The 14,675-nt window shown below is 40.7% G+C and carries 13 protein-coding genes; 10 read left to right on the top strand and 3 right to left on the bottom strand.

Translation table 11 applies throughout. From position 1 onward, the window contains the following. The first annotated feature begins 119 nt into the window (after positions 1 to 119). Entirely contained in the window at positions 120 to 1,055 is a 936-nt protein-coding gene (gene prmB, locus H5186_RS13385; RefSeq protein ID WP_182794568.1) for a 50S ribosomal protein L3 N(5)-glutamine methyltransferase, read from the top strand. A 67-nt stretch (positions 1,056 to 1,122) separates the two neighbouring features. Next, a complete protein-coding gene (gene aroC / locus H5186_RS13380) occupies positions 1,123 to 2,220 on the top strand; it encodes a chorismate synthase (protein WP_182760385.1) in 1,098 nt (365 codons plus the stop codon). 81 nt (positions 2,221 to 2,301) lie between these two features. On the opposite strand, the gene H5186_RS13375 is transcribed toward aroC, so the two are convergent. Then, positions 2,302 to 4,311, bottom strand: a complete 2,010-nt coding sequence (locus H5186_RS13375; protein WP_182794567.1) for a fused MFS/spermidine synthase — start codon at positions 4,309 to 4,311, stop codon at positions 2,302 to 2,304. A 128-nt stretch (positions 4,312 to 4,439) separates the two neighbouring features. Between H5186_RS13375 and H5186_RS13370 the strand changes: the two genes are divergently transcribed. Continuing rightward, positions 4,440 to 6,440 carry a winged helix-turn-helix domain-containing protein gene (locus H5186_RS13370; protein ID WP_182794566.1) on the top strand — a complete coding sequence of 667 codons (2,001 nt, stop codon included), beginning with the start codon at positions 4,440 to 4,442 and terminating at the stop codon, positions 6,438 to 6,440. Positions 6,441 to 6,457: 17 nt separating this feature from the next. Here the strand turns inward: H5186_RS13370 and H5186_RS13365 are convergent, their stop codons facing one another. Beyond that, positions 6,458 to 7,303, bottom strand: coding sequence for a LysR family transcriptional regulator (locus tag H5186_RS13365; RefSeq protein WP_182767920.1), 846 nt, complete (start codon positions 7,301 to 7,303; stop codon positions 6,458 to 6,460). A gap of 109 nt (positions 7,304 to 7,412) precedes the next feature. Here H5186_RS13365 and H5186_RS13360 point away from each other — a divergent pair, with 109 nt between their 5' ends. Both H5186_RS13360 and H5186_RS13355 read left to right on the top strand, forming a co-directional pair. After that, positions 7,413 to 8,063 carry a glutathione S-transferase family protein gene (locus tag H5186_RS13360; RefSeq protein ID WP_145240393.1) on the top strand — a complete coding sequence of 217 codons (651 nt, stop codon included), beginning with the start codon at positions 7,413 to 7,415 and terminating at the stop codon, positions 8,061 to 8,063. A 34-nt stretch (positions 8,064 to 8,097) separates the two neighbouring features. Then, the gene (locus H5186_RS13355) at positions 8,098 to 8,451 is read left to right on the top strand and encodes a DUF4112 domain-containing protein (RefSeq protein ID WP_145240395.1); all 354 of its coding nucleotides are present in this window, start codon (positions 8,098 to 8,100) and stop codon (positions 8,449 to 8,451) included. A gap of 13 nt (positions 8,452 to 8,464) precedes the next feature. Here H5186_RS13355 and H5186_RS13350 read toward each other — a convergent pair whose 3' ends face one another. After that, positions 8,465 to 9,169, bottom strand: a complete 705-nt coding sequence (locus tag H5186_RS13350) for a DUF1045 domain-containing protein (RefSeq protein ID WP_182731369.1) — start codon at positions 9,167 to 9,169, stop codon at positions 8,465 to 8,467. Between the two features lie 260 nt (positions 9,170 to 9,429). On the opposite strand from H5186_RS13350, the gene H5186_RS13345 reads away from it, so the two are divergent. The 5 genes from H5186_RS13345 (at position 9,430) to H5186_RS13325 (ending at position 14,590) form a co-directional block, all read left to right on the top strand. Continuing rightward, positions 9,430 to 9,984 carry an elongation factor P hydroxylase gene (locus H5186_RS13345; protein ID WP_149983018.1) on the top strand — a complete coding sequence of 185 codons (555 nt, stop codon included), beginning with the start codon at positions 9,430 to 9,432 and terminating at the stop codon, positions 9,982 to 9,984. Next, entirely contained in the window at positions 9,974 to 11,089 is a 1,116-nt protein-coding gene (locus tag H5186_RS13340) for an ATP-NAD kinase family protein (RefSeq protein ID WP_182767917.1), read from the top strand. Before H5186_RS13345 ends, H5186_RS13340 begins: the two co-directional genes overlap by 11 nt. A gap of 36 nt (positions 11,090 to 11,125) precedes the next feature. Continuing rightward, positions 11,126 to 11,401: a YfcL family protein gene (locus H5186_RS13335; RefSeq protein ID WP_145240403.1), complete on the top strand. Its 276-nt coding sequence runs from the start codon at positions 11,126 to 11,128 to the stop codon at positions 11,399 to 11,401. A gap of 162 nt (positions 11,402 to 11,563) precedes the next feature. Continuing rightward, the gene (locus tag H5186_RS13330; RefSeq protein ID WP_182761596.1) at positions 11,564 to 13,123 is read left to right on the top strand and encodes an AbgT family transporter; all 1,560 of its coding nucleotides are present in this window, start codon (positions 11,564 to 11,566) and stop codon (positions 13,121 to 13,123) included. Between the two features lie 153 nt (positions 13,124 to 13,276). Then, positions 13,277 to 14,590 (top strand): AarF/ABC1/UbiB kinase family protein, encoded by a 1,314-nt coding sequence (locus H5186_RS13325; protein ID WP_149983015.1) that lies wholly within the window; start codon positions 13,277 to 13,279, stop codon positions 14,588 to 14,590. The last annotated feature ends 85 nt before the right edge of the window (positions 14,591 to 14,675 follow it).

The following is a 14,675-nucleotide window of genomic DNA, read 5'->3' as shown; positions in this document are numbered from 1 at the left end:
AAATCGAGTGAAAACAGAGTAAAAACTGTGTAAAAAAGCGTTACAATAGGGCAATCATGGGGCCTTAATTGCGCCTCGATTGAATTGATATTTTCTAAAGCAGCAGGTAGATAACGAATATGAGCGAATTATTAATAGAAGAAGCAACCTTAGATGAAGCTGTAGCAGAACTGTCAACGTTACACGATTGGCTACGGTGGACCACGAGTCAATTTGCCAGCAGTGGTATTTTCTTTGGTCATGGAACTGATAACGCATGGGATGAAGCAGTCAACTTGTTACTGCCCGCGTTAAGCTTACCCATTGATGCACCAAAAGAATTAATGCATGCCCGGTTAACTAGCACCGAAAAAAACCGCCTTGCGGGATTAATTGCAGAACGTATAAATGATTTCACGCCAGTACCTTATCTGACTAATATTGCATGGTTTGCTAATATGCCATTTTATGTCGATGAGCGCGTATTGATCCCACGTTCACCTTTTGCAGAGTTAATACATAATCGCTTTTCACCTTGGCTAGCTGAGCCTGAATCGGTAAATCGTATTTTAGATTTATGTACCGGTTCTGGTTGTATCGCGATTGCATTAGCACAAACTTTTGCAGAAGCGCAGGTTGATGCCGTTGATATTTCTTATGAAGCACTCGAAGTTGCTGATATCAATATCACAGATTATCAGTTAAGTGACCGTGTATTACCTATTCAATCCGACGTATTCAGCGGTGTACCAGGGCAGAAATATGACCTGATCGTGGCAAACCCTCCGTATGTAGACGCCGAAGATATGGCTGATTTACCGCGTGAGTTCCACCATGAGCCAGAGCTTGGCTTGGCATCAGGCCATGATGGTCTTGATGTAACCCGTACTATTTTGAGTGAAGCGGCCGATCATCTAACTGATAACGGTTTGTTATTTGTCGAAGTTGGTAATTCTATGGTACACATGGATGCCCTTTATCCAAATGCGCCTTTTGAATGGGTTGAGTTTGAGCAAGGTGGATTTGGCGTATTTATGATCAGCAAAAAACAACTCGTTGCATATTTCGCAGACTGATCACCACAAAAATCAAAGCCGAGCCTCAGGCTCGGTACTTAGTAGTCATTAGGAATGAGGAAAGTTAATGGCAGGTAATAGCATAGGGCAGTTATTTAAAGTGTCCACCTTTGGCGAAAGCCACGGCGTCGCCTTAGGCGGTGTTGTGGATGGCACGCCCGCAGGTCTTGAAATCACTGAGGCAGATTTACAAATCGATTTAGATCGTCGTAAGCCAGGGCAAAGCCGTTACACTACGCAGCGCCGTGAGAGCGATCAAATTAAAATTTTAGCGGGTGTTTTTGAAGGTAAAACCACCGGCACCAGTATTGGTTTATTAATTGAAAATACCGACCAACGTTCACAAGATTATGGCAAAATTAAAGACGTATTTCGCCCAGGTCATGGTGACTACACGTACTGGCATAAATACGGCCTACGCGATTATCGCGGTGGTGGCCGTTCATCTGCTCGCGAAACCGCTATTCGTGTTGCCGCAGGCGCTATTGCTAAAAAGTATCTAAAGCAATTTCATGGTATTGAAGTACGTGCGTGTTTGAGTCAACTTGGGCCAATTAAAGCTGAAAATTACGATTGGGATGAAGTTGAAAATAATCTTTTCTTTTTCCCAGATGCAAGCAAGTTAGACGCGCTTGACGACTATATGCGCGACCTTAAAAAACAAGGTGACTCAGTCGGCGCGAAGGTAAAAGTAGTGGCTAAGAATGTACCTGTTGGTTTAGGTGAGCCGGTATTTGACCGCCTTGATGCAGAACTTGCCCACTCACTGATGAGTATTAACGCAGTAAAAGGCGTTGAAATTGGCGACGGCTTTGATGTGGTTGAGCAAAAAGGCTCTGAGCATCGTGATGAGTTAACCCCTGATGGCTTTACCTCAAATCATGCCGGTGGGGTGCTTGCAGGTATCTCTACAGGGCAAGATATAATCGCGTCAATTGCACTCAAACCGACATCGAGTATTACCATTGCTGGCAACAGTATTAACACTGAAAACGAAGCGGTGGAAATGATCACCAAAGGCCGTCACGACCCATGTGTTGGCATTCGTGCAATCCCGATTGCCGAGGCGATGATGGCCATTACTTTAATGGATCATTTACTACGTCAACGTGGTCAAAACCCGCATGTTCATCATGAGCATGGGCCAATAAATGGCTCTGTTTAGGGTTTAGTTAAAAGCATTTAGAATTATTTAAAAGCGCGATGTTAATCGCGCTTTTTTGTTGTGGTTATTTTAAGATAGACATCAAAGTTTCAGGAGCGGGATCAGGCTGTGTTTTTGATCTGTCCATTGCGCCAAATGTACTGTTGAATAAGGTGTTATCGGTGATAAGTCTGTCATGGCTATCGAATTTAAAAATGCTTGGTTATTCGTCATTACGACCCATTGTGAGCCTAACTGCGTACCGCTATAGTTAAATTTGATCAGAGATTTATCGAAGCGCTTACTGTGAGCTTGGAGCACTGGCATCAAATCAATATGATTATTGGATATATGGATAATTAATAAGCCGCCTTTTGTTAGTCGCTGCCAATATAACTGAAAAGCTTCCTCAGTCAGTAAATGGGTAGGAATAACATCACTTGAAAAAGCATCAATAATTAACGCATTCATTAACGGTGCATTATTTTTTTGCTCTTTAGTTAAGGTGATTCTGCCATCGCCAATAGCCACATCAATACGTGCAGGGCTATCTGTTAAATATGAAAAATAATTCATGGCCATGTTGTAAACCGCAGGATTAAGTTCATAAAAGCGGATTTTATCGAACTTATCGCCAAACTTTGCTAAAACTCCAGCACCTAAACCAATAATACCTATATTTAAATCTTGTTGCTTTTTTAATGCTGACAATGATTTAGCGATACCAGTATGGTGATGGTAATAGCTGTTTGTGAGTTCAGTTTGTTTATTAAGTGGCTGTGAGCCATGAATCGTTGTGCCATCGATTAGGCGTCGTTCAGCAAGATCAGACGTTGTAATGTCTTTGACAGTGACATAACCGTAAAAATTTCTCTCAGACGCTAAGTTGTATTGATTAAAATTAACAAAAAGATAGCTATATCCTGTGCCCCAAATAACCAGCGTAGCTAGTAAAGCTATTTTATAGCAAGAGGACGTTTTCGTCGTCTGGGTGAGTAGCGTGTATATAAATAATGAAAGCGCTACAGCTAACGCCACAATGAATTCTGTTATTTGTTCAAACAGTAGCGGTGCGACTAAGGCACTGAGTAAACTGCCGATCACTCCTCCTAAAGCGATATATAAATAAAATACAGTAAGCAGTGAGCCATCTGGCGCGAGTTTTCGAAGTTCACCATGACAGATCATACAAACAATGAATAAAATAAAGCTGTAGATCACCAGTTGAGCTAAAGCATTAAATTGGCTGCCAAGGAAAAACATCATCAGCCCTGCGAATGCGCTAAATATTAATAAGTACGTCCAATGGGCGCGATTATAGTTTTTTGCGGATGCAAACGCATAACTGAAGGTCAGCAAATATATTACCAATGGTAAAGCCCATATCAGAGGCATAGGCGGGATGTTGATGCTGATCATCTGAGTTGTCGCGATCAACATCATTGAACTGGTTGCTGAGAACACAATCCACAGCCAATTAGGTTTGACGAGCAAAGTCGTTTTTGACTTAGTAATAGCTTTATCAGCGATACTGCCATTACTAAATAATACATAAATTAGGCACAATAACAGTATGCAGTATGCAAATAACCCCACTGTCCAATAGCTCTTTTGCTCATCGATTGAAAATAAAACTTCAAAAATAAATGGGTAACTCAGCAAAGCAAGTAGTGAACCCAGATTCGAAAGCGAATACCATTGATAAGGTACAGTCATAGCGGTCGATTCAATATACCAGCGCTGCAATAGTACGCTGGTGGCACTTAGTAACATAAAGACTAAGCCAACCTGTAAAAACAATTTAGCAATCACTGACCACGCTGGTGTTAGTGATAAAAATAGACTGACTTCAATTGTGTTAAAAGTAATGATGCTCGATACAGCCACTAACAATGTGTGTATAAATAATTGTCGTTTGAGCTGATAACGGCTTAACAAATGAGCATATAAATAGCCGAGTAACAGCATGCTTTGATAAAAAAATAGGCTGGTTGACCAAACCGAAGCGCCACCGCCAAACTCGGGTAGTAGCTCTTTCGATAAGATAGGTTGAATTTGAAAGAGTAGAAACGCGCTCACAAAAATAATGAATGTCGATAATATCCGTTGCATCTTTTTTATTACTTAGTAAATGGTGCCTAACCATTAACTGAACTAATTAATGCGGCAATGTAATAACCCTTGAGTTTATCTTAAGAAAATCTTAATCTATGATTTGTATGAATTTATTGGAGTTGTAAGTGGGTAGGTTTCGAATCGGGAATTTTGACGTCGATGTTAGCCGTGGTAAAATTTCCTCAGCTGAAGGCGTACAAATTGTCGAACCTAAGGTTATGGATGTGCTCCAATTTTTGTACTCTCATAGGGGCAATGTGGTTAGCCAGGAAGAAATTTTTGCAGCTGTGTGGCCTAATTCAGTGTTTAGCCCAAGTAATGTGCAACGCAATATTGCACTGCTTAGGAAAGCATTAAATGAAGATTCTAAAAATCCACAATTCATCATTACCCACCCGAAACGGGGTTATTGCCTTGAGCTTAACGAACAAACACGTTCTCACTGTGTAAAGTGGCCGTTGTTGGCTTTTATCGCCGTGACAATTGTATGTTTGGTTGGTGGTTGGTTCGCATTTGCAACGCAGGTTGTTAAAACTGATTTCTCTGCGTTGGTGCCTGTAACATCAAATGAAGCCAATGAATCCTCTCAATCGCAATCTAATAACGGCAATTATTTAGCATTTGTTCGCGGTGACAATGATAATCAGCATATCTGGCTAAAAGAATTAACGACAGGTAAAGAGGTACAATTATCCCAGCACCCATCGACCTACTATAGTCTAGGGTGGAGTGCGGATAATCGCGCATTGGCTTTTATAGAAAAACAAAATGATGTTAGCCAATTAGCGTATTTTAATTTAGACATGATAACTCTAACGAGTTTAAATTACGCCAACGTACTGGAATTTAAAGAATATTTAGTTACCAGCCAGCAATTACAATGGACTAATAACAATCAGGTTTATTTTATTGAGCGACGAAAACATAAAAATGATACGCAGCTTTCGACCGTCAATATAGAAACTAAACAAAAACAGGTAATCAAAGCCTCAATGGGTCAAGACTGGTTAAAGTTACATGCGTTGTCGCCAGATCAAACGCAACTAGCGCTTGGTTATGAAGCAGGACAAAATAACTACCGTATTGAAATACTGAATTTAACGGATAATAGTAGTAAAACAATTGCCGTTATTGAAGATGGTATTCAGGGGCTTAGTTGGCACCCAAGTGGTGAATACTTGCTGATAAGCAGCACAAATAATCTATTACTTATTGATCGTCAGGGCAACTCAACTGATATCGAATTTAATAATTATCAAGTTATTCGAGATGCTGCATTCACGCCATCTGGTGAGGAGATATTGATGGAGCTTGTAAATATTGATGTTGATATTTTGCGTGCAACTAGTGCAACACCTCAGCAGTATGAAAAGCTCGTCGATACCTCGTCGGTTGATTTTTTGCCGGTATTCTCACCTGATTCAACTAAGTTTGTCTTTGAATCCCATCGTTTTGGTTTAAAACAGCTATTTTTATATGAGCAAGGTAAACAAACGCTGATTTTTGCAAACCCTAATAATGAAGAACTGTTTGGGGTTGTTTGGTCAAAAAATGGCGAAGAAGTGATCACCGCAAGCAAAGATAAACTGTTTCGAATTGATTTAAAAAGTGGCGATTATCAAGAAATAGCCCACCATCATCATTCGTTTTATCTCAGAGAGAAGTTTTATAATGAAGATGCGATCTTGGTTTCATATCGCGCTGACGATGGCGTTACATTTCACCCAGCAAAATTAGACATGCAAACATTAAGTTTATCGCCATTCACTGGCCAAGGAGAGCGGCTGGCTTGTTATGCAATGGCTTTAGACAAACACGATCAGATTTATTTTTCAAATAACAAACAGGTATTTCGACTCGATCAAGATGGCAATTTTGCTCAAGTATGGCACGCAGATGATAGTGATATTATTGGTCTGGCGGTCGATGAGCAAACGTTGAGTATTACCTTAGAGCAAGAAGATGGTTATGAGCTTAATATGTTTGATTTACAAAGCGCTCACTCAGAAATACGCCATATCGCGAACGAGAAAGGTAATATGTTAATTAATGCTTCACACGATAATACGCAACTTTTATATCTTACTGAGCCAAAGCGAAAACGCACCTTAGTAAGGCTGCGATAGTCTTTAAAACCCAAGATTCACAAGGTAAGTGCATAATCTGCTGCTATTAGCTTTACTAACTCTCGTTTTATCGGGTTATGAGCGTGGTTTGCGTGTAATAGTACGATATCAATAACGGGCAAGGGCGGCAGAGTTGAGTCAGTAACCGTCACCAGCTCCTGAGTGTTACTTACCTCAGCCATCACACCAACGGCTAGATTGGCTTTTACTAATGCTGTGAGCGCACTGAGCGAGCCGCAGCAAGCAACAATGTTAAATGGGCGTTCAGCCTTTAGTAACCCTTCAATAGCCGCTTGATGAAATTTACAATCTCGTTGAAATATTGCAACCGGCAGGGTCATAGCGGATTGATAGTTAAATTCGGCACTTTTAACCCACACACCTTTGCTTGATTCTAAAAAATAACCTTCTTCAGAGCTGGGCGAGCGCGTCGCAATCACCATGTCTAGCAAGCCTTGATCTAGTTGTGTTTTGAGCTGGTTGGTCGGCGCGCAACTGATTTGTAAATCAAGTTGCGGTATATGTTTATGTAATAAAGCCACAACTTTAGGTAATACTGTGCCTGCATAATCGTCAGGACATGCTAAGCGCACGCGAGTTTGCCCACCACCGGTTTTAAGTTGTTTATAGGCTTCATCATGCAGTGCTAATAATTGTTTTGCGTAGCTGGCTAAGTGAACGCCACTTGACGATAGTACAAGCTGCCGGCCTTGTCTGATAAATAATGGATTACCCAGCTCTTGTTCGAGCTTTTTCATTTGCATGCTCACTGCCGATTGGGTGCGGCATACTTGTTGAGCAGCGCGAGTAAAGCTGCCCGTTTCAACAAAAGCGCAAAAAGTACGTAGGGCGTCTAAATCCATATTTAACTCATCTATCAATTTTATTTATGTATTGTATAAAAACTATTGGTAAGTAATTAATTTACTACTGCTCTATATTAGGGATATTAAACACTACTAAGGAACGCAAATGCAATTATTTATCGGTAATAAAAACTATTCGACATGGTCGCTTAGAGCATGGTATTTAATGAGTAAATTCAATGTTATTTTTACTGAGAAACAACTCGTATTAGACACCCCTGAGTTTTATGAAACGCTTAAAAACAGTTTTGCAGTACAGAAAGTACCCGCCTTAGTCGATGGCGACTTGCAGGTATGGGATTCATTGGCAATTTGTGAATACATCAATGATGCTTATTTATCAAATACAGCTTGGCCTATTGATACTGCGCAGCGAGCGACAGCCCGCAGTTTAAGCGCTGAAATGCATACCGGCTTTATGGCGCTGCGTAATGAAATGCCAATGAATATTCGTGCAACTCGCCTAATTGAGTTATCTGCGGCGGCTAAAAAAGACATTAGCCGCATTGATGAAATATTCAGCCAGCAACAACGTAGTTACCCAAATGCGTGGTTGTTTGGTGAGTTTAGTATCGCAGATGCTATGTATGCGCCTGTAGTACTTAGGTTAAAAACCTACCAAATTTCACTTTCAGCTTTGGCGGAGCATTATTGTCAGCATGTTTTAAGTTGCCCTACATTACAACAGTGGATCACCGAAGCGCTAAAAGAAACTGATATTGTTGCTTGCGATGAAGCAGGGGTTGATGTTACTTAAAGTAACTTGCCAAGCGATAAGGTTATGAGGACGTATGGAACAGATTAAGCTATCACACCAAGATACATTAAAGCGGCTAGAAAGGTTTAGTCGCTTTACCGACAGCAGTATTGGCATTCCTTTTACTCGGTTTAAGTTTGGCGTAGAGGCACTGATCGGTATTCTGCCTGGTATTGGAGATCTAGCTGGGCTAATTTTATCTAGCTATATTCTATTTGAAGCCCAGCGCTTAGGAGTTAGTAAGCGTATAAAATTACGTATCGTAATAAATATGTTGATTGATTTTTTTGGTGGCCTAATTCCGCTTGTCGGTGATATTTTTGACGCTTACTTTAAAGCAAATACCCGCAATACCCGTCTACTGAAACGCTACTTAGTAAAACAATAACGATAAAAATAAGTTAGTTTTTATCGTTATTAAAAAAGTATTCTGCAATCACTTGTTTCTGTTGGCCAAACGGGTCTGAAATGCCAATCCCAATGCCGATTATTTTACCCTGCGCTTCAGGCGGGTGGGCTTGCATTTGTTTATTTAAAATAACGAGCTTAGGGCTTTTCTCGTTAGCTAATAATGTTAAATGCGGCTGAAAGTTCTGAAATACATTGGGGCTACCATAGCGCTCAAATGCCGTTAATTTGTTGGGGTAGTTTTTAACCCAGCTAGGGATTGTGGCATTTGTATCGCGTAATGGCTCAATCGCCATTGTTACTTCATCTGCTAGCCTTTGCAGCTTAGGCGAATACTGTAAGTTAATAAATGCCCAATTACTTTGCGTAACACTAAAACCTTGCGCTGTTATAGCAAACTCTTGATGTTGCTCGGTGATACTTTTTACAGCACGTTTAATGTCTTCTTCTGAGCCTTCAACAAAGTCAGTTAAATACAAAGTAGCGTGCACTGGCTTACCTTTTTCATAAAAACTCATGATCCCTTCTTTTTTTAATGCATCACTAGTTTGCTCAACTAAGTTAATGATTGACTTGGAAGGGATTGCAAACACATTGATGCTGACACTTTTTGCAAATGAGGGCAGGGGGATACTTATCAGCGTAATTAAAGTAACAACTAAAAGCTTCGGTCGTTTTATAAAAAGTAATTTGAACATGGGTTTATAATTTTATTCTTAAATTCGGATAGTAAGTGTAAAGAGGATAAGGGTTATTACTTGAACAGTAAATAAAAGGAGCTAGATTGCAGCGAATACATATTTTTGGCTTAGCTAAATTTGCAAAGTAAAGGCAAGACAATAACGCATGGCTGCTTAGTCGTTATCAACTTTTACATTCTTGCTAAAAGCCCGTACAATTCGCCTCGATTTTAATGTGCATTTGTTGCATTTTACCGAGGCGAATTAATCAGACTTTTATGCATCAAATAGCCGATTTAACATCTATTTTTGAACGCACTTTTTACCACAGCCATAATACACGCTTGGTCAAAGGTGAGCATGAGCCTATTTATATTCCCGCTGATGTTAAAACGCCGTATCATCAAATTGTGTTTGCCCATGGTTTTTATGCCAGTGCACTGCACGAAATAGCTCATTGGCTAGTGGCGGGTGATAAACGTCGTTTACTCGAAGATTACGGTTATTGGTATTGCCCAGATGGCCGTGATAAAGCTCAGCAAGCAGAATTTGAAGCCGTTGAAGTAAAACCGCAAGCAATCGAGTGGGCGTTGAGTGTTGCTACAGGTTTTGAGTTTAATGTTTCGGTTGATAATTTAAATGGTGAGCAAACCTGTCGTTTTGATTTTCAGGCGCGAGTACACAAGCAACTTTTACAGTTACTAAAAATAGGCTTTAATCCTCGGACTACTGCACTTTTAAAAGCATTAAGCGAATTTTACAATACGCCATGGCCATTGAATGCCGGGCAGTTTGTATGGCAACATCCTCAGGAGTTAAGTAATGCAGTTTAAGTTAGGACTAATTGTAAACCCAGTTGCTGGTTTAGGTGGCAGTGTGGCGCTCAAAGGTAGTGATGGTGTTGCGGCTAAAGCTCTGGCGCTTGGCGCTGAGCCAAAAGCTAATTTACGCACTAAAGCAGCGCTTGAGGTGTTATTGCCTTATCAAGATAAAATAACAATTTATACTGTTAATCACTCAATGGGTGAAAGCACCGCTACAGATCTTGGTTTTAATACCGAAGTTGTGTATCAAAGCGAGCACCCCAGTAGTGCAGATGATACTGAGCGTGCAGCCAAGGTATTGCAACAGCTAGGTGTTGATTTAATTTTATTTGCTGGTGGCGATGGCACTGCGCGCAATATTTGTCATGCGGTTGAAGATAGCGTACCGGCACTTGGCATTCCTGCAGGCTGTAAAATTCATTCAGGGGTTTATGCAATCACGCCAAAGGCCGCAGGGCGGGTAGTCGAAATGCTGGTCAAAGGTGAACTAGTTACCTTAGGCGATGCCGATGTGATGGATATTGACGAAGATGCGTTTCGTCAAGGCACAGTTAAAGCAAAACGTTATGGTGAAATGCAAGTACCCAGTGAAGTACGTTATGTACAAGCGGTAAAAAATGGCGGTAAAGAAACCGACGAGCTGGTACTTGCTGATATTGCCGGCTATGTCGTCAGTGAAATGGATGAAGATACGTTATATGTAATGGGCAGTGGCTCAACAGTTGCAGCTATTATGCAAGAAATGGGACTTGAAAATACCTTATTAGGTGTTGATTTAGTTGCAGATCAAAGCTTAATTGCGCAAGATCTTACAGCTGAACAATTATTAGCGATGACCCATCAGCGCGACACTAAATTAGTGATCACGCTAATTGGTGGCCAAGGCCATATTTTTGGCCGTGGCAATCAACAGTTAAGCCCAGCACTTATTCGCGCGATAGGGCTGGATAATATTATTGTGGTGGCTACCAAAACTAAATTACAGGCTTTAAACGGCCGCCCGCTCATTTGCGATACAGGCGATAGTGAGCTGGATGATGAATTAAGCGGTTATATTCGTGTAACCTGCGGATTTAACGACCATATTATGTATGCAGTAGGCCATCAAGATTGATTGGTAGAAGACCCTGCAAAATCAGGAGAAGTAGAAGTGAGTTTAGTAAATTATATTGACGCAGCCCAACAGTATTTTGATGACTTAGTGATCAAAGCCACTGATGATGAGTTATTTGCCGGTGGTTATTTACGAGGCCATTTTGATTTAGCAGTAGGCTATGCGCAAGTTGAAGAGCTTAATCTTGAAATAGATGAGCTCAATGAAACCGTTGAAAAAAGTTTAGTGAAAGCGTATCGCAATGGTGAGCTTAACGAAGAAGATAAAGCCCTAGTAGTAAGATTATGGGAAGAAGTAAAAGCACTCGCTTAAAAGACTAAATAAAAAGTTATTTAAAAAAACGGCAATAGTGCCGTTTTTTTGTGCATTGAGCCTATTTAGTTCCTATAAAATGTATTTTCTGTTCACTTAAAATTTACCTCATTCCCTAGATACGCTAAAGTACCACTGACTAAACTCTAGGGAACAAGTGAAATGAATAATAATAAAGATGTGGCAATGCCCTCGGGCATAGTTGCGCGATTTTTAAATTTTGTTGAGCGGGTAGGAAATAAACTGCCTGATCCGGCAATCATCTTTTTGTTTGCCATGTTACTAATTTGGCTACTGTCGTGGTGGTTCTCAGGTGTTACTTTTGACGCTATCGACCCTCGTACCGGTGAAGCCATTATTATTAATAATATGTTGGCGAGTGATTCGTTAGCGACCTTTTTATCATCAATGGTAAAAACTTTTACCGGTTTTGCACCGTTAGGTGTGGTGTTAGTGGCCATGCTGGGTGTAGGGGTTGCTGAACATTCTGGCTTTATTAATACTGGCCTTAAGTTAATGTTAAAGGTGACACCTAAAAAACTTTTAACACCGTCAATTATTTTAGTCGCCATCGTCAGCCATACAGCAACCGATGCAGGTTATGTGTTAGTCATTCCGTTAGCTGGTGTTATATTTTATGCAGCAGGGCGCCATCCATTGGCGGGTATTGCGGCGGCATTTGCGGGAGTCAGTGGTGGCTTTGGTGCAAACTTTATTCCGTCGGGGATTGATCCACTACTGCAAAGCTTTACCCAAAGTGCGGCGCAAATTATTAACCCCGCGATGTCGATTAACCCATTAAATAACTGGGCGTTTACCTCGGCTTCAAGTTTATTCATTATTTTATTAGGCTGGTACATCACCGATAAAATCATTGAACCACGGTTAAAAAATACCGAATTAGATGGTAATAAAGAAGATTTACCTGCATTTGAAGATGCCCGTAGCGACGAAAAACGCGCGTTTTTTATTGCAAGTACAGTGATGATTGCAGGTCTTGCGTTATTAGCCTATGTGTCAGCCCCTGCGGACTCTGCAATGCGAAGCGAAGATGGCTCTTTAACTAATTTTCGCTCGCCTTTAATGCAATCTATCGTACCGCTAATTTTCCTACTGTTTTGGATACCTGGTGCAGTGTATGGTTTTACCGTTGGCACCTTTAAAAGCTCTAAAGATATGATAGATGCCATGAGTAAAGCAATGGGCGGCATGGCGTATTATATTGTAATGGCGTTCTTTTGTGCCTTGTTTATTGCTGCATTTAGTAAATCAAACTTGGGAGCTCTGCTGGCAATTGAAGGCGCGCAGCTGTTAAAAGCCATGCAGTTACCAAGTGCGGTGACTGTTGTCGGTATCATCTTTTTAACTGGTTTTGTAAACTTGTTTGTTGGCTCAAGTTCAGCAAAGTGGGCGCTACTGGGCCCGGTGTTTGTGCCTATGTTAATGCAGTTAGGTATCTCGCCAGATTTAACTCAAGCGGCTTATCGCGTGGGCGATTCTAGTTCAAACATCATCACTCCTTTAATGCCGTATTTCCCATTAGTTGTGGTGTACTGCCAAAAATACGTCAAAGGCACGGGCATTGGCACGCTTATCGCGATGATGCTGCCATATTCAATCGCTTTTATGATTGGCTGGAGCTTATTTTTACTCGGTTACTGGGCACTGGGTATCCCGCTTGGATTAGACGCAAGTTACGTGTACCCAGCAGTCGCGCCTTAATAAAGCACGGCTAAATATTTATGTGTAAAAACCTCGTCATTATAATGGCGAGGTTTTTTTGTGGTTAGTTTTATCCAGCCAGTTGTCAATTCGATCGTATACCCAGCTTGGTACGTATAAACCGGTAAATATATTCGTTAACTAGGTTTTAGTATGGCCAATGAACGCGCTGTTCCTACATCTCGATTTTCACGCTTTGCAAAGTTAGGCTCATTAGCAACCAGTGTCGCGAGTAATATGTTATTTGAGGGAGCCAAAAGTACTCTTTCAGGAAAGGGTTGGGATAATAAAAGCTTATTACTGCAGCCTAAAAACATAAAAAATCTAGCGACAGAACTATCACACTTACGCGGTGCGGCAATGAAATTAGGGCAGCTACTGTCAATGGATGCTGGGGATCTACTCAGTCCAGAGCTTGCTCAATTACTTGCATTACTTCGATCAGACGCTAACCCCATGCCACATAAACAACTCATTACTGTATTAAAAGAGCAGTGGGGAGATGACTGGTTATCGCGTTTTTCACATATTGAGCTTAGGCCATTTGCTGCCGCTTCTATTGGTCAAGTGCATTTGGCCTACCATGAAAACGGCGAGCAATTAGCTGTAAAAATTCAATACCCGGGGATCGCAAAAAGTGTGGTCAGTGATGTTGATAATGTTATATCGCTGCTTACACTGTCTCGTTTACTACCTAAAGATCTTGATATCAAGCCACTCGTCGCAGAGGCTAAAATACAATTATTAGCGGAAGCTGATTATCACCGTGAAGCGCAGTATTTATTACGTTATAAAAATGCATTGGCAAATAACCGACACTTTATTGTTCCTAACGTCTATAAAGAGCACAGTACTAAACAAATATTAACGATGCAGTATATTGAGGCTCAGCCTATAGAGGGAATTACCGATTTACCCAAAGCAGAGCAAAGCTTTGTGGCACAGCAACTTATTGCGTTATTTTTTAAAGAAATGTTTGAATTTAGACTGATACAAACAGATCCAAACTTTGCTAATTTTCATTATCAACCAGCCACACAAAAAATCGTTTTATTTGATTTTGGGGCAACCCGTGAGATTTCGCCTCAGTTGAGCCAAGCTTATCTAGCTTTATTTAAAGCAGGCAGTGAGAATAATCGTGATGGGGTATTAAATGCGGCCACTCAGATTGGTTATTTTAAAGATACATTGCGTGACAGTTATAAAGATAATGTTATAGAGCTATTTTTAATGGCGTGTGAGCCACTGCGTCACGATGGTGATTTTGATTTTAAAAATAGTCAACTGGCAGCAAATATTAAAGATGCTGGGTTGCAACTTAGTGCACAAGCACAGCAATGGCATACACCACCAGTGGATGCATTATTTATTCACCGTAAACTTGCTGGTTTATATTTGATTGCGGCTCGCTTAGAAGCAAAAATAGATGTTAGAGCGTTATTTATGCCAATTTTATTAAAAACATGATTATTTTAGCGAATTCAAATACTCATTCATTCAATGCAATTGCTATCAACGAATATTGTGACTTCACAAAATCTTCCCCTCACGA

Source organism: Pseudoalteromonas sp. SG41-2 (genome assembly GCF_014164535.1).
In the GTDB taxonomy this organism is placed as follows: Bacteria; Pseudomonadota; Gammaproteobacteria; order Enterobacterales; family Alteromonadaceae; genus Pseudoalteromonas; species Pseudoalteromonas rhizosphaerae.
Note: the sequence above shows the minus strand (reverse complement) of the source record. Positions and strands in the feature narration are given on the sequence as shown.

What these genes read in the sequence shown, in the direction of transcription:
- prmB (WP_182794568.1), top strand. Translation starts at nt 120, where the DNA reads ATGAGCGAATTATTAATAGAAGAAGCAACCTTAGATGAAGCTGTAGCA.
- aroC (WP_182760385.1), top strand. Translation starts at nt 1,123, where the DNA reads ATGGCAGGTAATAGCATAGGGCAGTTATTTAAAGTGTCCACCTTTGGC.
- H5186_RS13375 (WP_182794567.1), bottom strand. Translation starts at nt 4,311, where the DNA reads ATGCAACGGATATTATCGACATTCATTATTTTTGTGAGCGCGTTTCTA.
- H5186_RS13365 (WP_182767920.1), bottom strand. Translation starts at nt 7,303, where the DNA reads ATGGATTTAGACGCCCTACGTACTTTTTGCGCTTTTGTTGAAACGGGC.
- H5186_RS13360 (WP_145240393.1), top strand. Translation starts at nt 7,413, where the DNA reads ATGCAATTATTTATCGGTAATAAAAACTATTCGACATGGTCGCTTAGA.
- H5186_RS13355 (WP_145240395.1), top strand. Translation starts at nt 8,098, where the DNA reads ATGGAACAGATTAAGCTATCACACCAAGATACATTAAAGCGGCTAGAA.
- H5186_RS13350 (WP_182731369.1), bottom strand. Translation starts at nt 9,169, where the DNA reads ATGTTCAAATTACTTTTTATAAAACGACCGAAGCTTTTAGTTGTTACT.
- H5186_RS13345 (WP_149983018.1), top strand. Translation starts at nt 9,430, where the DNA reads ATGCATCAAATAGCCGATTTAACATCTATTTTTGAACGCACTTTTTAC.
- H5186_RS13340 (WP_182767917.1), top strand. Translation starts at nt 9,974, where the DNA reads ATGCAGTTTAAGTTAGGACTAATTGTAAACCCAGTTGCTGGTTTAGGT.
- H5186_RS13330 (WP_182761596.1), top strand. Translation starts at nt 11,564, where the DNA reads ATGAATAATAATAAAGATGTGGCAATGCCCTCGGGCATAGTTGCGCGA.
- H5186_RS13325 (WP_149983015.1), top strand. Translation starts at nt 13,277, where the DNA reads ATGGCCAATGAACGCGCTGTTCCTACATCTCGATTTTCACGCTTTGCA.